Source organism: Kitasatospora sp. NPDC101447, assembly GCF_044767225.1.
Classification (GTDB): Bacteria; Actinomycetota; Actinomycetes; order Streptomycetales; family Streptomycetaceae; genus Kitasatospora.
The window spans coordinates 165,220-185,453 of sequence record NZ_JBIWNL010000005.1 but is presented as its reverse complement, the minus strand read 5'-3'; the positions used below and the strand labels follow the sequence as shown (position 1 = coordinate 185,453).

Annotated in this window: 19 protein-coding genes; 6 read left to right on the top strand and 13 right to left on the bottom strand. The window is 75.1% G+C overall.

The annotated features are described in order from the left end of the window. Positions 1-233 precede the first annotated feature (233 nt). The gene (locus tag ACIRST_RS09785) at positions 234-935 is read left to right on the top strand and encodes a transglycosylase family protein (RefSeq protein WP_350520614.1); all 702 of its coding nucleotides are present in this window, start codon (positions 234-236) and stop codon (positions 933-935) included. A gap of 170 nt (positions 936-1,105) precedes the next feature. Here the strand turns inward: ACIRST_RS09785 and ACIRST_RS09780 are convergent, their stop codons facing one another. The 6 genes from ACIRST_RS09780 to ACIRST_RS09755 all read right to left on the bottom strand — a co-directional run bounded on the left by ACIRST_RS09780 (position 1,106) and on the right by ACIRST_RS09755 (position 8,379). Beyond that, positions 1,106-2,197: a Fic family protein gene (locus ACIRST_RS09780; protein WP_402801288.1), complete on the bottom strand. Its 1,092-nt coding sequence runs from the start codon at positions 2,195-2,197 to the stop codon at positions 1,106-1,108. Beyond that, on the bottom strand, positions 2,194-2,865 hold the full coding sequence (locus ACIRST_RS09775; protein WP_350520612.1) for a DUF6426 family protein: 672 nt from the start codon (positions 2,863-2,865) through the stop codon (positions 2,194-2,196). The genes ACIRST_RS09780 and ACIRST_RS09775 overlap by 4 nt, the downstream gene beginning before the upstream one ends. Positions 2,866-3,042: 177 nt before the next feature. Beyond that, entirely contained in the window at positions 3,043-6,069 is a 3,027-nt protein-coding gene (locus tag ACIRST_RS09770) for a LuxR C-terminal-related transcriptional regulator (RefSeq protein ID WP_402801286.1), read from the bottom strand. Between the two features lie 224 nt (positions 6,070-6,293). Further along, the gene (locus tag ACIRST_RS09765) at positions 6,294-6,788 is read right to left on the bottom strand and encodes an ABC transporter substrate-binding protein (RefSeq protein WP_402801284.1); all 495 of its coding nucleotides are present in this window, start codon (positions 6,786-6,788) and stop codon (positions 6,294-6,296) included. Then, a complete protein-coding gene (locus tag ACIRST_RS09760) occupies positions 6,785-7,516 on the bottom strand; it encodes a 2OG-Fe(II) oxygenase (RefSeq protein WP_402801282.1) in 732 nt (243 codons plus the stop codon). The genes ACIRST_RS09765 and ACIRST_RS09760 overlap by 4 nt, the downstream gene beginning before the upstream one ends. Before the next feature lie 209 nt (positions 7,517-7,725). Then, positions 7,726-8,379 (bottom strand): TetR/AcrR family transcriptional regulator, encoded by a 654-nt coding sequence (locus tag ACIRST_RS09755; RefSeq protein WP_402801280.1) that lies wholly within the window; start codon positions 8,377-8,379, stop codon positions 7,726-7,728. A 193-nt stretch (positions 8,380-8,572) separates the two neighbouring features. Between ACIRST_RS09755 and ACIRST_RS09750 the strand changes: the two genes are divergently transcribed. After that, positions 8,573-9,547: an alpha/beta hydrolase gene (locus tag ACIRST_RS09750; protein WP_402801278.1), complete on the top strand. Its 975-nt coding sequence runs from the start codon at positions 8,573-8,575 to the stop codon at positions 9,545-9,547. A gap of 70 nt (positions 9,548-9,617) precedes the next feature. Beyond that, positions 9,618-10,442, top strand: coding sequence for an aminoglycoside N(3)-acetyltransferase (locus ACIRST_RS09745; RefSeq protein WP_402801275.1), 825 nt, complete (start codon positions 9,618-9,620; stop codon positions 10,440-10,442). Positions 10,443-10,481: 39 nt separating this feature from the next. On the opposite strand, the gene ACIRST_RS09740 is transcribed toward ACIRST_RS09745, so the two are convergent. Beyond that, positions 10,482-11,480: a hypothetical protein gene (locus ACIRST_RS09740; protein ID WP_402801273.1), complete on the bottom strand. Its 999-nt coding sequence runs from the start codon at positions 11,478-11,480 to the stop codon at positions 10,482-10,484. A gap of 131 nt (positions 11,481-11,611) precedes the next feature. Beyond that, complete coding sequence (locus tag ACIRST_RS09735) at positions 11,612-12,535, bottom strand: NADP-dependent oxidoreductase (RefSeq protein WP_402801270.1); 924 nt, start codon at positions 12,533-12,535, stop codon at positions 11,612-11,614. A 124-nt stretch (positions 12,536-12,659) separates the two neighbouring features. On the opposite strand from ACIRST_RS09735, the gene ACIRST_RS09730 reads away from it, so the two are divergent. Beyond that, positions 12,660-13,736, top strand: a complete 1,077-nt coding sequence (locus ACIRST_RS09730) for a GlxA family transcriptional regulator (protein ID WP_402801268.1) — start codon at positions 12,660-12,662, stop codon at positions 13,734-13,736. A 78-nt stretch (positions 13,737-13,814) separates the two neighbouring features. Next, entirely contained in the window at positions 13,815-14,444 is a 630-nt protein-coding gene (locus ACIRST_RS09725; RefSeq protein WP_402801266.1) for a DinB family protein, read from the top strand. Between the two features lie 12 nt (positions 14,445-14,456). On the opposite strand, the gene ACIRST_RS09720 is transcribed toward ACIRST_RS09725, so the two are convergent. The 4 genes from ACIRST_RS09720 to ACIRST_RS09705 all read right to left on the bottom strand — a co-directional run bounded on the left by ACIRST_RS09720 (position 14,457) and on the right by ACIRST_RS09705 (position 18,383). Continuing rightward, on the bottom strand, positions 14,457-15,203 hold the full coding sequence (locus ACIRST_RS09720; RefSeq protein WP_402801263.1) for a hypothetical protein: 747 nt from the start codon (positions 15,201-15,203) through the stop codon (positions 14,457-14,459). Between the two features lie 127 nt (positions 15,204-15,330). After that, the gene (locus tag ACIRST_RS09715) at positions 15,331-15,897 is read right to left on the bottom strand and encodes a Uma2 family endonuclease (protein WP_350520601.1); all 567 of its coding nucleotides are present in this window, start codon (positions 15,895-15,897) and stop codon (positions 15,331-15,333) included. 228 nt (positions 15,898-16,125) lie between these two features. Then, a complete protein-coding gene (locus ACIRST_RS09710) occupies positions 16,126-16,605 on the bottom strand; it encodes a ricin-type beta-trefoil lectin domain protein (protein ID WP_350520600.1) in 480 nt (159 codons plus the stop codon). Between the two features lie 626 nt (positions 16,606-17,231). Next, positions 17,232-18,383, bottom strand: coding sequence for a serine hydrolase domain-containing protein (locus tag ACIRST_RS09705; protein WP_402801260.1), 1,152 nt, complete (start codon positions 18,381-18,383; stop codon positions 17,232-17,234). Positions 18,384-18,701: 318 nt separating this feature from the next. Between ACIRST_RS09705 and ACIRST_RS09700 the strand changes: the two genes are divergently transcribed. After that, complete coding sequence (locus tag ACIRST_RS09700) at positions 18,702-19,424, top strand: helix-turn-helix domain-containing protein (protein ID WP_402801257.1); 723 nt, start codon at positions 18,702-18,704, stop codon at positions 19,422-19,424. Positions 19,425-19,482: 58 nt separating this feature from the next. Here ACIRST_RS09700 and ACIRST_RS09695 read toward each other — a convergent pair whose 3' ends face one another. Then, entirely contained in the window at positions 19,483-20,097 is a 615-nt protein-coding gene (locus ACIRST_RS09695) for a hypothetical protein (protein ID WP_402801255.1), read from the bottom strand. Between the last annotated feature and the right edge of the window lie 137 nt (positions 20,098-20,234).

Sequence of the window (20,234 nt, the reverse complement as noted above, 5' to 3'; positions counted from 1 at the left end):
ATGCCCGGCCGACGATAGCCACCGGCGGCCCGTCGATGATCGGACCGCCGGGTTCCGGTACAGAACTGCGACAACCCGCCGGGCGACGCCTCGTGCCCACCGGCGTTCGAGTGGTGTAGGGCGGCTGCCCGGAGGAGTCACCGGCCCGTCGGCGGTCGGACGGCGCCGGAGTGGTGAATGGCTGGAGGGGGCACCGCGGTGCCCAGTGCTCGTTCCCGAGTCCAGGAGTGCTCATGTCGCTGCTGCCCGTGGCGGTGCGCCGTCTGATCGTCCTTCTCCCGCTCGTCCTGCTCGCGCTCGGCGTCGTTTCCGGCGGTCCGGGAGCGTCGACCGCTGCCGCGGCGGCGGGAGGTGTCCGGGCCGGTGCGGACTGGGACGCGGTGGCCCGGTGCGAAAGCGGGGGGCGGTGGAACACCTCCACCGGCAACGGCTACTACGGGGGCCTGCAGTTCGACGAGGCGACCTGGCGCTCCAACGGGGGCCTCGCCTACGCGCCGCGCGCGGACCGGGCGACGAGGGAGCAGCAGATCGCGGTGGCCGAACGGCTCGCCGCACGCCGCGGCCTGACGCCCTGGCCGGCCTGCGGGGCCCGGTCCGCCCACGGCGGTGACCGCTCCGCCGCGCACCCCACCGCCCACACCGCCGCGCGCACCGACGGCCGCGGGCGCGGCAACCGCCCGGTGTACGCCCGGCCGCACGTACCCGCGGCCTCCCTCGCCCCGCAGCACACCGCCGACCCGGACACCGCCGCGGAGGCGAGCGGCGACCGGCGCACCGACACGTGGACGGTGGGGGAGGGCGACACCCTCGGGGACATCGCGCAGGCGGCCGGCGTCCCCGGCGGCTGGCCCGCTCTGTACGCCCTCAACCGCGGCACCGTCGGCGACGACCCCGACCTGCTCCTGCCCGGCCAGGTCCTCACCCTGGCCGCCTGATCGCGGGGAGCCCCCTCGGCCACCGGCCACGGGTGATCCCGTCGGTCCGTCGGCGCTTCGAGCCTGCGCACCGGGGCCCCGGTTCCGGAACCCGCCGGCGCACTCCGGACCACCCGCGACGACGTGACCGACACCGTCGACCCCGTCGGTGCCGTCGACACCACGGGCCGTCAGCGTGGCCGGGCTCCGTCGGGCAGGCGGGCGGCGAACGGCGTGTCGAGCAGCGCCAGCAGGCCCGGGTGGACCAGGGCCCCGGGCAGCCGGGGGTGACGGGTGAGCAGCCCCGCCCGACGCAGCCGGGCCAGCGCCGTGGCCGGGTCGTAGGGCAGCCGCGGCCGCAGCCAGTCGGCGGACACCGCCGGGGCGGCGGTGAACCCGCGCAGCACGCCCACCGCCTGCCGGTCCTCCCGGACGGCGTCGATCGCGGCGGTGAGCAGCCGCCGGTGGGCGGTGAGCGTGGCGGTGCGGTGCCGGGCGGTCTCGGTGACGGCCTCGGCGAAGACCGCGCCCCAGCGCGCCCAGTCGCCGTCGGCCGCGGCCACGATCGCCTCGTCGTGCACGGCGCGCCGGGCCTCCACCCAGCCGTCCAGGTCGAGCAGCAGCCCGGGCAGCAGGCCCGCCGCGACCAGGTCGCACTGGGCGAGCAGCCGGGCGAGCCGGCCGTTGCCGTCCGGGAACGGGTGGACGGTGTACAGCCGCAGCACTCCGAAGGCCGCCAGGTCCAGGGGCGGCGAGTCGGTGGTCACCGTCCAGTCGTGCCAGCGCCGGAGGTGCCCGTGCAGCGGCCGGCCGGGCGGGACGGCGATCGCGAACCGCCGCCCGTCCGGCCACACCACGTGGGCGTCGGTGCGGCGCAGCCCGCCGCCGCCCGGTACGGACGGGTCCTCCGCGACCAGCAGGCGTTGCAGGTCGACGAGCGCGTCCGGGGTGAAGCAGGGCCGTTGCCCCGGCCGTTCCCGGAGCTCGGCCCGGACGGAGGCCACGGCGAGCAGTCCGGCGGCGGCGCGGTTCCCGGCGGAGGCCGCGGCCTGCTCGGCCAGCCGGCCGGGGTCCGTGCCGCCGAGCCGGCCGGGGTGGAGGCGGGTCCGGAGCCGGGGGCGGTGGAACAGGTCCGGGTTGTCCAAGTCGGCCGCGGCCTCGCGCAGTTCGGCCAGCGCGGCGAGGGCCGGACCGCGCGCCCCGGCCGGCACCGCCGTCGCCCCGGGCGGGGGCACGACCGGACGGACCGGCCGTGCCCCGCGCTCGGCGAACAGAGCGGTCATCCGCAGGGACCGGAGATCAGGCTGCCGGTCGGCTGGGTGACCGTCACGTACTGGGTCTCGGTCTGGCCCATCCAGTTGGTCGCGGTGATGGCGTACTCGACCGTCTGGTACTCCACCCCCAGCGCCCAGGTGCCGTGGGCCGGTATCTCCACCGAGACCTCGGTGGACTGGGTGGACACGGTGTTCAGCTCGTGCCCGACGGTGAGCTTCAGCGCGTTCAGCGCCTCGATCCCGAGCTCCATGCTCACCCTGTACGACACCGAGTAGCTGGTCGTGGTCTTGATCGTGGTCGGGTGGTCGGACGTGTTCTGGACGCAGTCCTTGCGGATCACCTTCTTGTTGACGATCTTCACCGGCGTCGCCCGGGTGCCGGGGCTCGAACCGGTGGAGCCGCCGCTCGGCGGCGTCCACTCCGGCTGCACCGGGACCGGGTCGGGCTGCGCCCGTCCGATCACCCGGATCACGTCGTCGTCCGGGAACGGCGTGCTGTCCAGCGGGAGGCCGTCGACGTCCAGGACGAAGCCGTCGCCGGTGTAGTCGTGGTCCCACGGGTCGCACGAGGTGTAGCAGTCCGCCGCGAAGGCGGCCTGCGGCAGGACGGTCGCCGGAACGGCGGTGAGGACGGTGACTCCGAGCGCGACTGCGCTCAGGGCGGTCCGGAGCTTCACGGGGGTCTCCACTGTGGGCGAGGGGGCGGACGGAGGGTCCACGACCGTCCCGGCGCTCCGGGTCGCGGTGCGCGGGCGGCGGTCGGCCGTCCGCCGTCGAGTCTGGCCCCGGGGTGCCACCGCGGGCATCGGTAGACCTACGCAAGATGGTTACCGAGCAGTTGCCCTGGCGGAGCATCAGGCCGCGGGCCCGGCGCCCGGCAGTCCGCCGTCGGTGTCCAGCGGCAGCCGGGCCAGCGCCGCGCGCGAGGCCACCCCGAGCTTGCGGTAGACGCTGCCCAGATGGGTCTCCACCGTCCGCGGGCTGAGCACCAGGTGCTCCGCGATCCGGCGCGAGCTGAGCCCCTGCGCGGCGAGTTCGGCCACCTCGCGCTCCCGCGCGCTCAGCCCGGTCAGACCCGTCGACCCGCTCAGCCCTGTCAGACCCGTCGACCCGCTCAGGCCGGTCAGGCCGGTCGATCCGCTCAGGCCGGTCGGCCCGGTCGCCTTGCTCAGCCCGGTCGACCTGCTCAGCCCGGTCGAACCGCGAGTGGCCGCCGTCGATCCGCCGGTGGCGGCCGTCGGCGCGGCTGGCTGTTCCAGCAGCGCCGACCTGACCCGCGCGCCGTCCTCGCACAGCCGCAGCGCCCCGCACCGCCGGGCCGACTCCACGGCCTCGTCGAGCCGGCCGAGCGCGGCCCGCCGGCCGAGCGCCGCCGCCATCGCCGGGGCCGCGCCGATCACCGTCCAGGCGGACAGCAGCGGCACGCGCAGCGCGTCGAAGGCCTCGGCGGCCCCCAGCGCCAGCCGCGCCGCCGCCCGGTGGTCGCCCTCGGCCAGCGCCAGCGCCGCGCCCGCCCGGTCGGCGTGCGCCTGCTGGAAGGTCGGCCGCCCGAGCCGCCGGGCCGCCTCGTCGGCCGCCGCCGCGCTGCGCCGCGCCGTCCCGAGGTCCCCGCACAGCGCGGCGGCCGTCGTCATCACCGCGAACAACGAGGGCCTGGACGGTGGTTGCAGCCGTTCGAGGTCGGGACCGCCGCCGTCGGCGAGGGTACGCAGACTGCCGGCCGGATCGCCGCCGGCCAGCCGGGCCACCGCGAGCAGACCGAGCGCCGAGCCGGCCCACCACCCGGCCCCCGGGACGGTGGTCCGCAGGCCCTGCTCGGCCAGCGCCACGGCCTCTGCCGTACGCCGCCGGGGCGAGGCCCAGAGCAGTGCGGAGGCGCGCATCGCCATCGCCAGCCCGGCGGCGTCGGGGGCGCCGATCTCGTCCGCCAGCCGCTCGGCGCGCCGGGCCCGGCGCTGCGCCAGGTCGAGCCGGCCCGCCCACTGGTCGAGCATCGAGAGGCCGAGCAGCTGGTCGACGGCGAGGTGCTTGTGCGCGCCGTCGCCGGACACCGACAGGCCCCGGTCCAGGTGGCGGTAGGCGTCGGTGAACCGTTCCAGGTACAGCTCGGCGCAGCCCAGCAGCGCCAGCAGCTCCGGGGCCCGGCCGGCGAAGCCGTCCGGTCGGGAGTCGACGAGGTGGGCCAGGGCGGCCACCGCCGGATCGGCGCGGGCGAAGTCACCCGCGTAGCTGTCGCAGAAGCCGGCCAGCACCTGCAGCGCGGTCCGGCCGGGCTGCCCGGCCACCCCGGCCGCCTCGTGGGCCAGGTCGCGGACCTCGGCGGCGGTGCCGCGCAGCGCGTGCAGCAGCCCGTAGTCGAAGACCAGCTCGGCGGTCTCGGCCGGCAGCGGGGCCGTCAGCGGCCGGGGCAGCGAGTCCAGTACGGTGCGCGCCATGGCGTCGGCCTCGGCGTACCGCCCGAGCAGCCGCTCCGCGCCGACACAGGCCGCGAGGACTGCCGAGCGCGGGCCCTCGCCCAGGGTGAGCGAGCCGTGCAGGACCCGGTGGGCGAGCTCGCGCGCCTCGGCGGGCCGGCCGGCGGCGGTCAGCGCCCGGCAGCAGTCCACCGCGAGGCGGACCCGGGCATCGGTGTCCCGGCTGTCCCGCGGCGGGTGCGCCAGGACGATGCGCAGCCAGCGCGCCGCGGTGGCGGGCGCGGTCGCGAAGACCTCGGCCGCGCCCTCGGCCAGCAGCCGCAGCGCCTCGGCCGGGTCCGTGCCGCGGACCGTGTGCTCGGCGTGCCCGGCCCGGGCGGCGGCCGGGGCGTCCCGGGTCTCCAGCAGGGCCAGGGCGCGCCGGTGGAGCGCCGTCCGGAGACCGGGGTCGATCCGCCGGTGGAGCAGCGTCCCGAGCACGGGGTGACGGAAGGCCAGTTCGCCGCCGGGCCCGGCGGCGCGCACCAGGTCGGCCCGGGTCAGCTCGGCCAGCGCCTCGGCGGCGGGGGCGGCGGCGAGGCCGCGGACCTGTGCGAGGTCACCGGGCCAGAACGGTTCACCGAGCACGGCCGCGGCGTCCAGCAGCTCGGCGGCGGCCGGGGAGAGCAGGTCGAGTTCGGCGAGCAGCGGTGCGGCGGCCCGGGGCGGGCGGCCACCGGCGGGCGACGGGCCGGGCTCGGGCCCGTACTCCAGCAGGATCCGCGTGATCCGGGGATTGCCGCCCGAGGCCGCCCGCAGCCGTTCCGCCTCCCACCGGGCCGGGGCGGCGCCGGGGCCGGTGAGCCCGGCCGGCGGGGCCTTCGGCGCTGCGGCCGGCTCGGCGGCCGGGTCGGGCGGCCCGGCGGGCCCGGTGCGCTCGGCGTGCGCGCGCAGCAGCGCGGCGACGGCGGCGGTGTCCAGCGGCCGGGGCTCGATCCGGGTGGCGGTGCCGGCCTGTTCGGCCTCGTCGAGCGCGCTGAGCAGCGCGGGCGGGGTCTGCCGGGGCCGGTGGGCGAGCGCCAGCAGCAGACCGGGCGGCGGCTGGTCGAGGAGCTGCCCGAGCAGCCGGGCGGACGACGGGTCGGCGTGGTGGAGGTCGTCGAGCAGCAGGACCGCGCCGTCCCCGCCGAGTGCGCCCAGCGCGCGGGCGAGTTCCCGGTCGGCGGCGGAGTCCCAGCGGGGGACGCGTGCCGGGCCGGACGGCGCGGGCGGACCGGGCGGTTCGGGCGCCGAGCACCAGGCGTCGCGGAACACCTGGTACGGCTTGGCCTCGCCCGGAACGGCCCTGGCACGCAGCAGCGCCGCGCCGCGGTCCGCCGCCAGCCGGGCCAGGGCGTTCAACAGTTGGGTCTTGCCGGTGCCGGGGTCGCCCACCAGCTCCAGGACACCACCGCGACCTGCGAGGACGCCGTCGAGGAGGCGGTCCATCGCCGCCATCGGATCCGGCTCCGCCGGTAACGCCGGCCGCTGGGACACACCGCTCCTCCCCGGCCGCGTCGGCGGGCGGCCCCGGGGCGATGCTAGCGATCTTCACGAAGGGTCCACAAGAGCGGGCGGGGCCGGCCCCGTCGTGCACGCCCGGCCGTCCGGACGCACCCTTCGGACGCACCCTTCGGCGAATGGAGACCGCACCCGGTCGTCCTGCCCAGGGGTCAGCTGCTCGTCCCGTTCGGGTGGTCGGAGGTGAGCCGGTCGTCCAGGATCCGGTCGTCCCGGACCTCCCAGGTGCCGCCGTCCGCGGTGGCGCCGCGCAGGCCGTCCAGGGTGCCGGGGCCCGCCAGGGCGGGCAGGCGGGGATCGCCGAGGGCGGCGAACGCGACGGCGCGGGCCGGGTCGAAGTCGGTGGACCGCCGCAGGCGGCGGGCGAGCCGGGCGAAGCCGGGGACGGCGGCCGCGATCACCCAGGCGTCGGGGGTCTGGGCGGTCAGACGGCGCGCGGGGCGCAGCCAGGAGGCGGCGTCCTCCGGCCAGTCCACCCGGGCGAGGACCGTGCCGCCGCGCGCCTGCCAGGCCTCGGCGAAAGCGTGCGCGGCGGCGCGGGAGGGGTCGTCCCGGCCGTGACCGATCGCGACGGTTTCGACGCCGGCCCGGTCGGCGGTCAACAGGCCCACGAGAGAGGCGAGTTCGGCGTCGGTGTGGGCGGTCACGAGGCCTCGTGGAAGACGAGGCCGAGGGTGTGCCTGCGGCCGGAGCGGACGGTGCTCACACCGTGCCGCATCGGTGCGGCCGACCAGCCCCGCCTGCTCGCCACGGGCCGCTCCCGGGCGGTGAAGACCAGGCCGTGGCCCTGCGGGAGGAGGGTGGACGAGCCGCGGGACTGGGCGCGGGCGCGCTGCTCGGTCATCAGGAACTCGCCGCCGGTGTAGTCGGTGCCGGGAGCGTCGAGGCCGATGACGACCTGCAGCGGGAAGAGCATGTCGCCGAACACGTCGCGGTGCAGGGCGTTCCAGTCGCCGGGGCCGTAGCGCAGCAGAATCTGCGCGGACCTGGCCTGACCGGCGGAGTGGCACAGCTCCAGCCACTCGTCGAGGCGGTCGGGCCACGGTGCGGGGGCGCCGAGCCTGGCGGCCCAGGCGCGGGCGACGGGCAGCAGGCGGGGGTAGAAGGATTCCCGCAAGTCCCTTACCGGAGCGGGAAGTTCGTGGGTGAAGTAGCGGTACTGGCCGGAGCCGAAGCGGTGCCGGGCCATGTCGACCGTCGTGCGGAAGTGCTCGGGTTCGTCGTAGCGGTCGGAGATCGTCCGGCACTCGGCGGGGGTGAGGAGCGGGCCGGTGAGGGCGTGCCCGTACTCGTCGAGTTCCCCGACGAGGGCCGCCCAGTCGGTCCCGTCGAGCCGGTCGGCCACCGCCCTGTCCGTCGTCGTGTGTGCCGCCATCGGCCGGTGTCCCTTCGAGGTGGTCCTGCGGGCTTCCCCCGCACGGACCACCCTCGTCGTTCCGGCTTCCCGAGTCCGGCGGATTTCGGACGCCGCTCTGCGGGTGGGCGAGGGGGAGGCCCACGGGTACCCGTGCCCCTCGCGTACCCGACCTCCGCCACCGGCGTTCGGCAGGACCCCGGTCGCAGGGGACGTCCGGCGCCGGCGCGTCAGGGGATCGAGGCCTCGATGTGGGCGAGCTGGGCGGCGAGGATCTCCTCGAAGGCGGCGCTGCGGTCCGCTCCGAGGGGGCGGACGTCGCGGGCGAAGTGGGCCAGGGTGGGGAACCGTTCCGGGTCGGCGCCGAGCACCGCGACGCGGAACTGCTCCATGCCCTGTTCGTACTCGGTGGGCGAGATGGTGCTGATGCCGGCCTCGGAGGCGATCAGTGCGGCGAGGAGGATCACGACGCGGTGGTACCGCACCGGCACCTCCTCGTCGGGCAGCCCGGACGCGCGCAGGGCCTGCAGCAGCTCCTCCATCACCAGCCGGGATCCGGTGCCGCCGGAGGCGTAGCGCCCCCACACCGTGGCGAGTTGGGGTTGCTCGCCGAAGGCCTCGCGCAGGCGCAGGGCCAGCGCGGTGATGCGCTGCTTCCAGTCGCCCTCGGGGCGGTAGCCGTCCATGGCGGCCAGCAGGACGCGGTCGGCCACCGCGCGCAGCAGTTCGGTCTTGTTGCGGAAGTGCCGGTAAAGGCTGGAGGAGTCGGTCCCGAGTGCTGCGGCGAGTTTGCGCACGCTGAACGACTCGGCATCGGTCGTGCGGAGCAGTTCCGCCGCCGTGTCCAGGATCTCCTCGGTCGACCATCGCCTTCGGCCGGTCATCCCGCCCCTCTCGTCCTTCTCGTCTTGTCTTGTCTTGCTCGTCTTGCTCGTCCGGCGCTCAGCCTAACTCATGCACTCGGCTTTGCACTTGGCAATGCACTTGATGATGCACGCGGTGCGTGCATACTGAGGACAACGCACCGTCAGGCCACGACGAACACCCGGCATGCGGCCGGGAGGGGGAGAAGGACACATGGGCGAGACCACGACCACGACCACGTCCGCGACACGACCGCCGGAGCCGGACCTCTCGGCGATCACGGCCGAGGAACTGCGCGCCTACCGCGACGCGGAGAACCGCTGGCGGGCGTCCGGCACGGCCCGGGCCGTGCTCGGGGAACCGGATCCCGGCGCCGCGATCACCTGGCAGCACCTGGCGCTTCCCGGCCGCGACCTCCCCGTCCGGGTGTACCGGCCGGTGGCGGCGGGAGACGGCGCCGACGACGCCCGGACCGACCTGCCACTCGTGGTCCACGTCCACGGAGGCGGCTTCGTGGGCACCGCGGCGCAGTGCGACTGGACCAACAGCCACCTCGCCGCCCACCTGCCCGCCCTCGTCGTCTCGGTCGAACACCGCCTCCTCGCCCCCGACAGCCCGCTCGCGAACGCCGCCGACGACGGCTGGGACGTGCTCCGGCACGTGGTGCGCCACGCGGCGCAGTGGGGCGTCGACCCTGCCCGCGTGGCGGTTTTCGGCGAGAGCTGCGGCGCGCTCATCAGCGCGCTGACGGCCATCCGGGCCAGGCGGGCGGGCCCGGAGCTCAGGGCACAGGTGCTGGTCAACCCCGTGGTCGACGTGACCGGGACGATGTTCGACCACCCCTCGATCGCCGAGTTCGGGCATAGCCCGACCCGGGCTCTGCCGCAACTGCGGTTCGTCCAGCGGCTCGCGGTCCCGCCGGGAGCCGACGCCGCGGCCGTCTCGCCGCGGTACGCGGACGATCTGAGCGGGCTCGCCCCAGCGCTCGTGGTGGTGCCCACCCGGGACGCGGTCGCCGACCACGGCCGCCGCTACACCGAGCAGTTGCGCGAGGCGGGGACCCCGGTGCGGCTCTCCGAATACCCGGGAGCGAAGCACGCGTTCCTCACCCTGCCCGGCGTGGAACCACAGGCAGAGGCCGCCCGGGCGGAGATCCTCGCGTTCCTCCGTGCGGCCCTGGCGACGTGACGGCGGAACGGCCCGAACGGCGACGACCGATGACACACGGCCGATGACACACGACAGACGACACGACGACATGACGACAGACGACGGGGGCATCGACATGAACACCGCACCACCCACCGAGCCACTGAACGCGACAGCCCTGCAAGGTGAGTTCGAATCGCTGGGCGTGCGGCCGGGATCCGTCCTGATGGTCCACTCGTCGCTGTCCGCCTTCGGGCGGGTGGACGGCGGCGCCGACGCGGTGGTGCAGGCCCTGCGCGCCGCAGTGGGCCGGAACGGCACGATCGTCGTGCCCGCCTACACCCGACAGGTCGCCGATCCGCACCCCGACCGCTACGCCTTCGACGACCCGCGAACGGCCGCGGCGCGCGCAGCCGTCCCGACCTTCCACGACGCGCTGCCGACGGCGATGGGTGCGATCCCCAGCGCCGTGCTGGCGCACCCGGACCGGGTCCGAAGCCGGCACCCCCAGGCATCCCTGGCGGCCCTCGGCGCGGACGCACGCACCATCTGTGCCGAGCAGCCGCTCGGCTACGCCCTCGGGAACGGTTCGCCCTTCGCGAGGATCCACCAGCTGGGCGGGTCCATCCTGCTGCTCGGCGTCGGGCACAACCGCAACTCGTTCCTGCACCACGCGGAATCGCTGGTGCCCACCCACCGGAAGAAGCTGCGCCGCTTCCCGTACCTGGTCGACGGCGAGCGGGTGTGGCTTGAGACGCCGGACGTCGGCGACGACAACGACACCTACTTCCCGCTCATCGGCGAGGAGTTCGCCGCCCTGGGGCTTTCCCGCAGCCGGGTGATCGGATCGGCCGTGTGTCAGCTGGTGCCCGCCGTCGGGTTCGTCGACTACGCCCGGAGGCGGCTGTCCCAACTGCTGCCCCGCACCGGATGAGTGAGAGCCGACCGCCGCCCTTCCTCACCCGCGCCGTGGTCACCGTCCTCCGTCGTCCTCCAGGGCCCGCAGCCGGGCGGCCGCCGCCTGCCCGGCCTCACGGGCCCGGGACGCCCGGGCGCGGGCGGCGTCGGCGGTGTCCTCGGCGGCCCGGACCCGGTCGTCGGCCCGGGCGAGGGCCGTCCGCGCGCTGCCGTCGCGCTCCCGGGCCTGCGCGAGGGCTGCCGCGGCACGATCGGCCTCCTCCTGGGCCCGCTGCCGGGCCGACGTCGCGCGGCGCAGTTCGCGGGCGGCGTCGGCGGCCCGGTCGGCGGCCTCCCGCTCGGCCCGCTCCGAGGCGGCCACCGCGGCTCGGGCCTGCTCGCGCTCGCGTTCCCGTTCCCGTTCGCGTACCCGTTCGTTGGCGCGTTCCTGTTCGTTCTCGCGCTCGTGTTCGCGTTCGGCGCGTGCCCGCGTTCGGGTCCGGGCCGCCGAGCCCTTCCCGTCGGCGGGTGCCGCCTCGGCGGTCCGGGTGGCGGCCGCGTCCGGGCGGCCGGTCTCCGTCCCGGCGGGAGCGGCGCCCGGCCACAGGGGCGGCTCCAGGGCGGCGGTGAGCCGGCCGCCGGCCAGGGCCCGGGCCGCGTCCGGGTCCGCGAGGGCGGCGGACAGCGTGCGATCGACGTCGGCGGCCGCGTCCGCGCCGAGCGGGTGCCCGGCCGCGGTGGCCTCCTGTTGCGCCTGCTCGGTCAGCTCCCGGACCAGCCGGCGGCGCCGGTCGGTCAGCGTGCGCAGCCGGTCCCCGGCCAGGTGCTGCTGGGCGTCGCGCAGCTCCCGGCCGAGGTCCAGGAGCTGCCCGACGAGGTCCCCGTGCCGGTGGGCGAGCAGGTTGGCGGCCCAGGCGGCGTGGGTGGGGCGGTGCAGGGCGCGGACCCGTTTGGCCAGCTGCGGGTCGGCCTTCTTGACCTCGTCGGCGCGCGCGTTGCGGGCGACGGTGAAGTCGGCCGGCGCGAGGGCGTACAGCGCGTCGGCGATCTCGTCGAAGACTGGCGGGTCGGCCATGCCTTCGGACTCTACGGCCGATGCCGCCTCCGGGCCCGCTGCGCCGGCCGGCTCGGCGGCCTCCTCCTCGGCCCGAGCCGCAGTGGCCACCTGCGGCTCGGGCCTGCTCGCGTTCCCTGGCCCGTCCGGGGTCAGGCGACCGTCAGGACGATCTTGCCGGTGGTGCGGCCCTGCTCGCCGAGCTCGTGCGCCTTCGCGGCCTGCGACAGCGGCAGGACCGTCTCCACCACGGGCCGCAGCGCGCCCCGCTCCACCAGCGCGGCGATCTCGCGCAGGCCCAGGTGGTCCGGCTCGACCAGCACCCACTGGGCCTGCACGCCGTCCGGGGCGGCGGGCACGTCGTCCGGGCCGGGCAGGGTGATCAGCCGGCCGCCGGGCCGGAGCACCTGCAGGGAACGCTGCGCCGTCTCGCCGCCGAGGCCGTCCAGTACCACGTCGACGTCGGAGACGGCGTCCTCGAAGCGCACGGTTCGGTAGTCGACGACCTCGTCCGCGCCCAGCTCCCGCACCAGGTCGTGCTTGCCGGCGCTGGCGGTGCCGATGACGTACGCGCCGCGGGCCTTGGCGATCTGCACCGCGAAGTGGCCGACCCCGCCGGCCGCCGCGTGCACCAGCACCCGCTCGCCGGGGCGCACGTCCGCCGTGTCCACCAGCGCCTGCCAGGCGGTGAGCGCGGCCAGCGGCAGCGCGGCGGCCTCCACGTGGGTCAGGGCGGCCGGCTTGGGGGCGAGGTGACGGGCCGGTGCCACCACGTACTCGGCGTACCCGCCCGCCTGGCGCGGGAACAGCGGCATCCCGAAGACCTCGTCGCCGGGGCGGAACACGCCGACGCCGGGCCCGACGGCCTCGACCGTGCCGGACACGTCCCACCCGACCGCCGGGACGTCGCCCCACTCGATGAGGGCGCCGCCGGCCCGGGTCTTCCAGTCCACCGGGTTCACGCCGGCCGCGTGCACCCGCACCAGGACCTCGTTCAGGCCCGGTTCGGGGCGCTCGACCTCGCGCTCGACCAGGTTCTCGGGCCCGCCCCACTGCTCCACGACCACCGCTCGCATGCTGTCCTGCCTCGTCCTTCGTTCCGTTCGGTGCGCCGCCGTTCCCCGGCGACGCAGTCCACGATCCGGTATCCGGGACGGCGGTGGTGTTGGCCGTCTGGCCACTATGTGACAGGATCTGGCCATGGGTACGGCGCAGCGGACAGGGGCGGCAGAGACGGCTCGGGACACGGACGAACGGGAGCCCGCGCAGGTCCGGAACCCCGGGTGGACGAAGCCCCGGCGGCACCGGATCGCCGTGCTCGCCCTGCCCGGCGTCCCGCCCTTCGAGCTGGGGATCCCCTCCCGGGTGTTCGGCAGCGCCCTCGACGCCGACGGCCGCCCGCTCTACGACGTCGTCGTCTGCACCGCCGACGGCGCCCCCGTGCTCAGCGACGCCGGCTTCACCGTGCAACCGGCCGCCGGGCCCGAGGCGCTGGCCGCGGCGGACACCGTGATCGTCCCGCCCACGCACGCCATGCCCGAGCTGGGCCGCGGCGGCCCGCTGCCGCCCGAGGTCGAAGCGGCCATCGCCGGCATCCGGCCCGGCACCCGGCTGGTGTCCATCTGCTCCGGCTCCTACGTGCTCGCCGCCGCCGGGCTGCTCGACGGCCGGCCGGCCACCACGCACTGGAACCTGGCCCCGGAGTTCCGCCGGGCCTACCCGGCGGTCAAGGTCGACGAGGAGGTGCTCTTCGTCGACGACGGCGACGTGCTCACCTCCGCGGGTGTGGCCGCCGGCGTCGACCTGTGCCTGCACGTGATCCGCCGCGACCACGGCGCCGCGGTCGCCAACCGGACCGCCCGGATGTGCGTCGTGCCGCCCTGGCGGGACGGCGGACAGGCCCAGTACATCGACCGTCCGGTCCCCGAACCCACCGTCGCCAGCACCACCGCCACCCGCGCCTGGGCCCTGGAACACCTCGGCGAGCCGCTGCCCCTCACCCGCCTCGCCGAGCACGCCCGGATGAGCCTGCGATCCTTCACCCGGCGCTTCCGCGACGAAGCCGGCATGACCCCGGTGCAGTGGCTGACCGCCCAACGCCTGGAAATGGCCAAGCAGTTGCTGGAGACCACCGACCTCTCGATCGACCTGGTCGCCCACCGGGCCGGCTTCGGCTCCGCCAACTCCCTGCGCGCGCACATGCGGACGGCCTTCGGAGTCTCCCCGGCCGCCTACCGCCGCACCTTCAGCCCGCACGAGCTGCCGGCCGACGGCTGACACCAGGACGCAGGTGCCACGCCGGGAGCGCCGGTCGCCCGTTGAGCCCGCCTGCGGGCCGTGACAGGCTCGTGCACCATGATCGACGATTTCGCGAAGGCGTACCTGCACAGCGATCTGCGGGAGATCCGCGCGGCGATGCTCTGGAAGCTCGACGGGCTCGGCGAGTACGACGTCCGCCGGCCCCTGACCTCGACGGGCACCAACCTCCTCGGCCTGGTCAAGCACCTGGCGGTGTTGGAGGCCAGGTACTTCGGCGAGGTCTTCGACCGGCCGTTCCCCGAGCCCCTGCCCCGGTGGGACGATGCCGGGGAGCGTGGCGCCGACATGTGGGCGACCGAGCACGAGACGCGCGAGGAGATCACCGACCGGTACCGTCGCGCCTGGGAGCACGCCGACGCGACGATCACCGCCCTCGCCGTCGACGCCTCCGGTCACGTGCCGTGGTGGCCCAGCCCCGACGTGAAGCTGTTCAACGTCCTGGTCCACATGCTCACCGAGACCAGCCGGCACGCGGGACACGCCGACATCCTGCGCGAACAGCTCGACGGCTCGACGGGGACGACGGCCCGGTACGCGACTCCGCCGCACGACGAGGCTTTCCGGGAGGCCCGGCGCGCGGAGATCGAGCGAGCCGCCAGAGCAGCCGGCGCCGAACTCGGCCGGAACCGCCGGCCCTTCACGACGCCGCGGGCTCGACCCCGGTAGGGCAGGGAAGCGTCACCAGTCGGCGGCGATCTGCTCTGCGACCGCGAAGTCGCACCCGCAGTCGGGGCAGGCGGCGTGGCCGAAGACGTAGGTCAACGCGTGCGCGACCTCGGGCTGACCCTCGGCGAGGGCGAGGTCGTGGAGGCGCCGGCCGATGCCGTCGAGGTCCGCGGGCGGCGAGGGGCGCAGGGCCCTCGTCTCGATCGTCGCGATGCCGCCGTCCGCGAGTGCGTGGTCCTCGCTGCTGGAGAAGAAGCCGCGTTCGCCGAAGACGATGAACAGGTCCGTCTCGCAGTCCGGGCAGGAGACCACGTACTCCTCGCTCCCGAGTCCCCAGGCCAGGCCCTCGCTCCAGCCGACGACGCCCTCGAAGCCGAGCGTGGCCTCCAGGAGGTGGATGTAGTCGGCGCGGTCGGAAGCCGTCCGGCGGTACCCGTCCACGGCTGTCAGCAGCGCGGCGATCTGCGGCGCGTACACCGAGCGGACGTCGTCGACTCCGCGGCACTGGTCGGCGCGGGCCACGATCGCGCCCGCCAGGACCAGGGCGTCGACCGCCTGTTCCCGGTCCCCGCCCGCGGCCGTTCCGGCCAGCCAGGGCAGTGCCGCGAAGCTCGCCGTGTAGACGCTGCCCTGGTGGCACAGCGCCGACCACAGGTCGCTCCAGAGCTCCCGGCTCGGCTCGGCGGTGATCCGGTCGAGCAGCGCCGGTATGTCCCCGGCGGCTCCGTAGGCATGGCTGAGTCGCGACCAATCCGTCATGCGTTGATCCAACCAGGTCCGCCGTCGCGGCATCGCGGCCACCCGCGCTCCGGGGGGCGCCCGCGCTCTGGGACCTCGGCCCGGCCCGGGCGGCGGGCGTGATCCGGGCGGCGGGCGTGATCCGGGCTCAGAAACCCGAGGTGTCGAGTTCGAGGTCCAACGGTTGCGGCAGCCGGAGCGGAGTGCCGAAGGGGTGGGGGCCCTCGACCAGGGTGTAGCCGAGTCGGCCCGGCTGGGAGAACAGTGTGCAGGTGCGTTCCTGCCGGTCCACGAGGAGGTACACCGGGGCGCCGAACTGGGAGTAGCGCCGACGCTTGGCGGTGCGGTCGGTCTCACCGTTCGACGGTGACGTCACCTCGACGACGAGCACGGTCTGGTCGGGGAGGAGCGCACCCTCGGTCTTCGCCAACTCGGCCGGTACGACGGCGAGGTCCGGTACGTAGAAGTTCTCCGTGCCCGGCAGGTCGAGGTTCCCGGAGCCGGCGCGGAGGCCGAGCTCGCGCATGCGGGGGCCGATCTGTTCACGGATCAGGTCGACAGCGGTCTCGTGGGCCCAGGACGGCGACACGGGGGTGATGACTCCCTCGACGATCTCGACCCGGTCACCCGCGATGTGCTGGATCGCGTACTTGAGGGCCTGCTCCGGATTCGGCACCGTGCTGTAGTCACCCGGGCCGGCATGCGCTGTGCTCATGTGCTGCTCTCCCTGTCCGGATCGTGTGTGCTGGAGCCCGGCTGTCACGGCCGGGACACGTGGCCGCCCTGCACAGCTCCCGGTCACGCTACCGGGTGCGGTCGTGCCGTGTCCGCTCCGTGCTCGTCCGGCGGTGCGGCCCCGCGGGTAGGGACCGTCGGGTAGAGCCCTTACGGGGAGCACCGCTTCCGCTGCGCCGGCGCCGACGCAGCGGAAGCGGAGGCGGGGTCAGGCCGCCGCGAGGCTGATCTGGTCGTTGAAGACCACCCAGTGCTGCCCCGGGTCATTGGCGTCGCACGGCTTGGTGGAGACCTTCGGGGTGTTCCAGGTGTTGGCGAGGCAGTAGGCCGGGGCGAAGGTCAGGACGATCTGCTGGCCCTGGATGCTCCAGTACTGCCCCTGGTCGCCGGTGCTGCACGGCTTCACCGAGACGTCCTGGGCGTTCCAGGTGTTGGCGAGACAGTAGGCCCGTGCGTTGGTGAGGGAGATCTGCTCGCCCGAGACGGTCCAGTGCTGCCCCTGGTCGCCGGTGCTGCAGGGCTTCGTCGAGACGTTCGGGGTGTTCCAGGCGTTGGCGAGGCAGTAGAGGCCGGGGGTGCGCGTCGCGGGGCGGGCGGTGTCGGCGGCCCCCGCCTGCCCGGCGGGGAGGAAGGAGGCCGTCAGTGCCAGCGTGGCGAGGGCGAGCGTCTTGCGGAGTGCGGTGGCCATGGAGGAGCCTTTCGGTTTCTCGCTGAGGGTCGTGTCACTCGGGCACGACCGTGAGGCGCTGTCCCGGTTGTGTCCCGAGCGCACGGCAAGTGGTAGCACCGATCGTCGGCGAACCAATGGTGGCGAGCGGCGCCATCATTCCAACGGGTCGTCAACGATGCACTGGCGATCACCGGATCGTGGGAAGCCCGTCACCCATGCCCGCCCGGGGTTGACCCGGCCACCGCGCACGTCGACGCGCGTGCGCCTGCGGAGCCCCGGAAACCGGGGCGGCACGCCGGCCTGGGTCAACCCGGCCGCATGGCGCGGGAGTTCACTGCCGGCCGTGAAGTGGCCGGGCGACTGAACCGCATGCGGCGCCCGCACGCCGCTCCGCCCGGCGGGGCCTCCGCCCTGGGCAGCCTGCGGTCGTATGTCGGGCCGGGAGGACATCTTCCGGTTCCCTCGTGCTGCTAGCGCACCTCCGCCCGGAGGGCGAACTCCCTCGGAGCGCGGCGTTGTTGACCGGCAGCTATGTCGGCCGGTTGCTGCCGCGCCGCTGGCTCGCTGCCGGGTCGGCGTCCACCCCCGTCGTGCGGACGCCGACCCGGCCGTCTCCCGGACCCGGGCTCATGGCCGCGAGCCGCTCAGGCCGTGGGCCCGTCGCTGCCGGCCTGCCCGCCGCCGAACACCGCCTTGACGAGCCGGTCCAGCGCCTTCGGGAACTCCTGTGCCGGGTCGGTCGCGGAGTCCCCGGTGGTGAGCCCGGCGGTGAGGGTCCTTCCGCCGTCGGGGGTGCTGATCATCAGCGCCCCGAAGCCGCCCGGGGCGCCGCCGTTGTGGTGGACGATGGTGCCGTGGCCCGGCCCGAGGTCCTGCACGAACAGGCCGAGGCCGTACCCGAGCATCCCGTGCGGCGTGCGCATCTCGTCCAGCAGCGGGGCCGGCAGGAGCCTGCCGCCCAGCAGCGCGGAGAAGAAGGTGTGGAGGTCCCGGGTGGTGGAGATCATGTCGCCGGCGCCGACCAGCAGGGAGAGGTTCTGCCGGGTGACGTCGACGACCTCCCACCGCTCGGCGTCCTGGTAGCGGTAGTAGCCGTGGGCGTGCGGTTCGGGGAGCTCCGGGGAGGTGCCGGGCACCGCGGTGTCCCGCAGTCCGAGCGGCTGGAGGATCCGTCGCTGCATCTCCTCGGCGTACGAGCGGCCGCTGATCCGCTCGACCAGGAGCACGGCCACCGTGTAGTTGGTGTTGGAGTAGCTCTGGTCCGTCCCCGGCTCGAACCGCGCGGGCCGGGAGAGTGCGAACTGCACCAGCTCCTCCGGGCGGTAGCTGTGGAACCGGTTCTCCACCCAGGCCTTGCCCACCGAGGGGAGCCCCGGCACGAACGTCCCGTCGGGGTCGAGCTCGCCCGTGTAGTTGTACAGCCCGCTGGTGTGCTGCAGCAGCATCCGTACGGTGATGCGCCCGTCCAGGCCGAGCCCGGGCAGGTGGTCGACGACCGGGCTCTCCAGCCCGATCGCGCCGTCGGCCACCAGCTGCAGGACCAGGGTCGCGACGAAGGTCTTGGTGGTGCTGCCGATCCAGAACCGCCCGTCCGCCGGAGGCTCCCCGGCCTCGCCCAGCTGGCGCACGCCGGCGGTGCCGACCCATGCGCCCTGCTCGTCGTGCACCCGCATCTGCATCCCGGCGAACCCGGCGTCGACGAAGGCCTGAACGGCCTCCTGCAGGTCCGGGCGGTCCTGCCCGGTGGCGGGCTCGGGCAGGGCGGGCTCCGGCTGGTGGGTGGGGGTGACGGACATGGTGGTGCCTCCTTCGGATCCGCCGGCGGCGGACGTCGGCGTGGGAACCCGGCCGGCTCTCGCCAGTGTTCGGGCTTCGCTGAACATGCTCGACGCTACATTGCGTTCATGAATCGGTCAACGCTCAAAAGAGCCTCACTTCGCTTGCCTTAAAAGGGTATTTCTGTCGTCGAAGGCCCGTCTTTGCAATGACCTTGACGCTTAATGCAATGGGCGATCGAGCCCTCCTTTGCAATGAGCTGCGGCTGAATGCATACTGTGGCGCGAGGCTCGCGGGCACCGGCCCCGCGCACGCCGGTAGAGGGGAGACGGGTGCCGATGCCCGGAGGCAGACTCACCAGCGAGGACCGCCGGCAGATCGCCGCAGGGCTGGCCGACGGACTCGGGTACGCGGAGATCGGCCGGCGCCTGGGCCGGCCCGCCTCGACCGTCATGCGGGAGGTCACCCGCAACGGCGGGCCCGACGGCTACGGGGCGACCCGGGCGCACGAGGCCACCCGCCACCGCGCCCGCCGGCACAAGCAGGCCGAACCCGCGGCGGCGCCGGTCCCCGACGGCGGCGGGGGGCGCGACCCCCACACGGTCCAGGACCTCACGGAGTCCTGGGCCGCCGTCCTGGTCCGGCAGGGGGTGCCCCGGGTGGCGGCCGGGGTGATGGCCTGCCTGTACGTCACCGACTCCGGCGCCCTCACCGCCGCCGACCTGGTCCAGCGGCTCCGCGTCAGCCCGGCGTCGATCTCCAACGCCGTCACGTTCCTGGAGCAGCAGGGGCTGCTCCGGCGGGAGCGGACTCCCGGCGTGCGCCGCGAACGCTACGTCATCGACGACGGCATCTGGGTCCGGACCCTGCTGGTCACCATGCAGACGAACGACGCCCTGGCGGCCGAGGCGAAGCGCGCGGCCGGGATCCTCGGGGCTGCGACCCCGGCGGGCGCCCGGTTCGAGTCCTCCGCCGGACTCCTGCTGATGGTGAACGAGTCCCTCCGCCAGGGCATGGAGCAGTGGCGCCGGAGCCTGGCCGAACGCTCCGACGGGAGGTGAGCGCACGCCGCCGCCCCGGAGCACCCGCAGCGCCCGCAGGGCCCGCAGCGCCCGGTGGTCATCCGACGGGCGTGCGCTGCTGCTGCCAGCGGGCCCGGTGGAAGATCGGCTCGACGGCGACGACGCAGAACGCGTGCATCGGCCGGTTCGTGCCCTCGGGGTCGAAGAAGCCGACGATGTCGCCGAGGAAGCACTCGCCGTGCTGATGCACGTGCGGCTCCGCGGCGACGCGGTCGCCGACGTCGGTGAGCCAGTCCCCGATCCAGAACAGGAGCTCGGCCCGGGCGGTGATGACGATCGTCGCGGCGTGCTCGGCGAAACGGGCGGGGTGGCGGTCGGCGCGGCGACGGACGTCGTCGGGGCGGTCGGCGGAGCGCGCCGCCGGGGCCGTCACCCTCAGGGGCGTCGAGGCGCGGCGCATCCGGCGCCGCAGGTCCGGCCAGTGCGAGGGCCGCAGCCCGGTGTCCTCGCGGGCCAGGAGCAGCGGCAGCGGACGGGCGTTGCCGACGAAGGTCGTCGGCTGGTCGCCCGACGGGAGCGGGATGTGGACCGCACTGTGCGGGCTCGTCGCGGCGACGCGGAACAGGGCGCCGAGCCGCAGGAGGTCGGCGCGGCTCGCGGTCAGAAAGGCGACCTGGCCGTCGGGCGGGTGGACGAAGGTGTTGCGGAGCATCCGGCCGGTGCTCAGGATCCGGCTGAGCCCGGAACCCGGATCACCGACAGGATGGCTCGTCAGTGGCAACCGCATCCGGCCGTCGTCAACCCCCATGCGCCCAGTACAGCACCAGCACCGGGTGGTCCGACACTCCT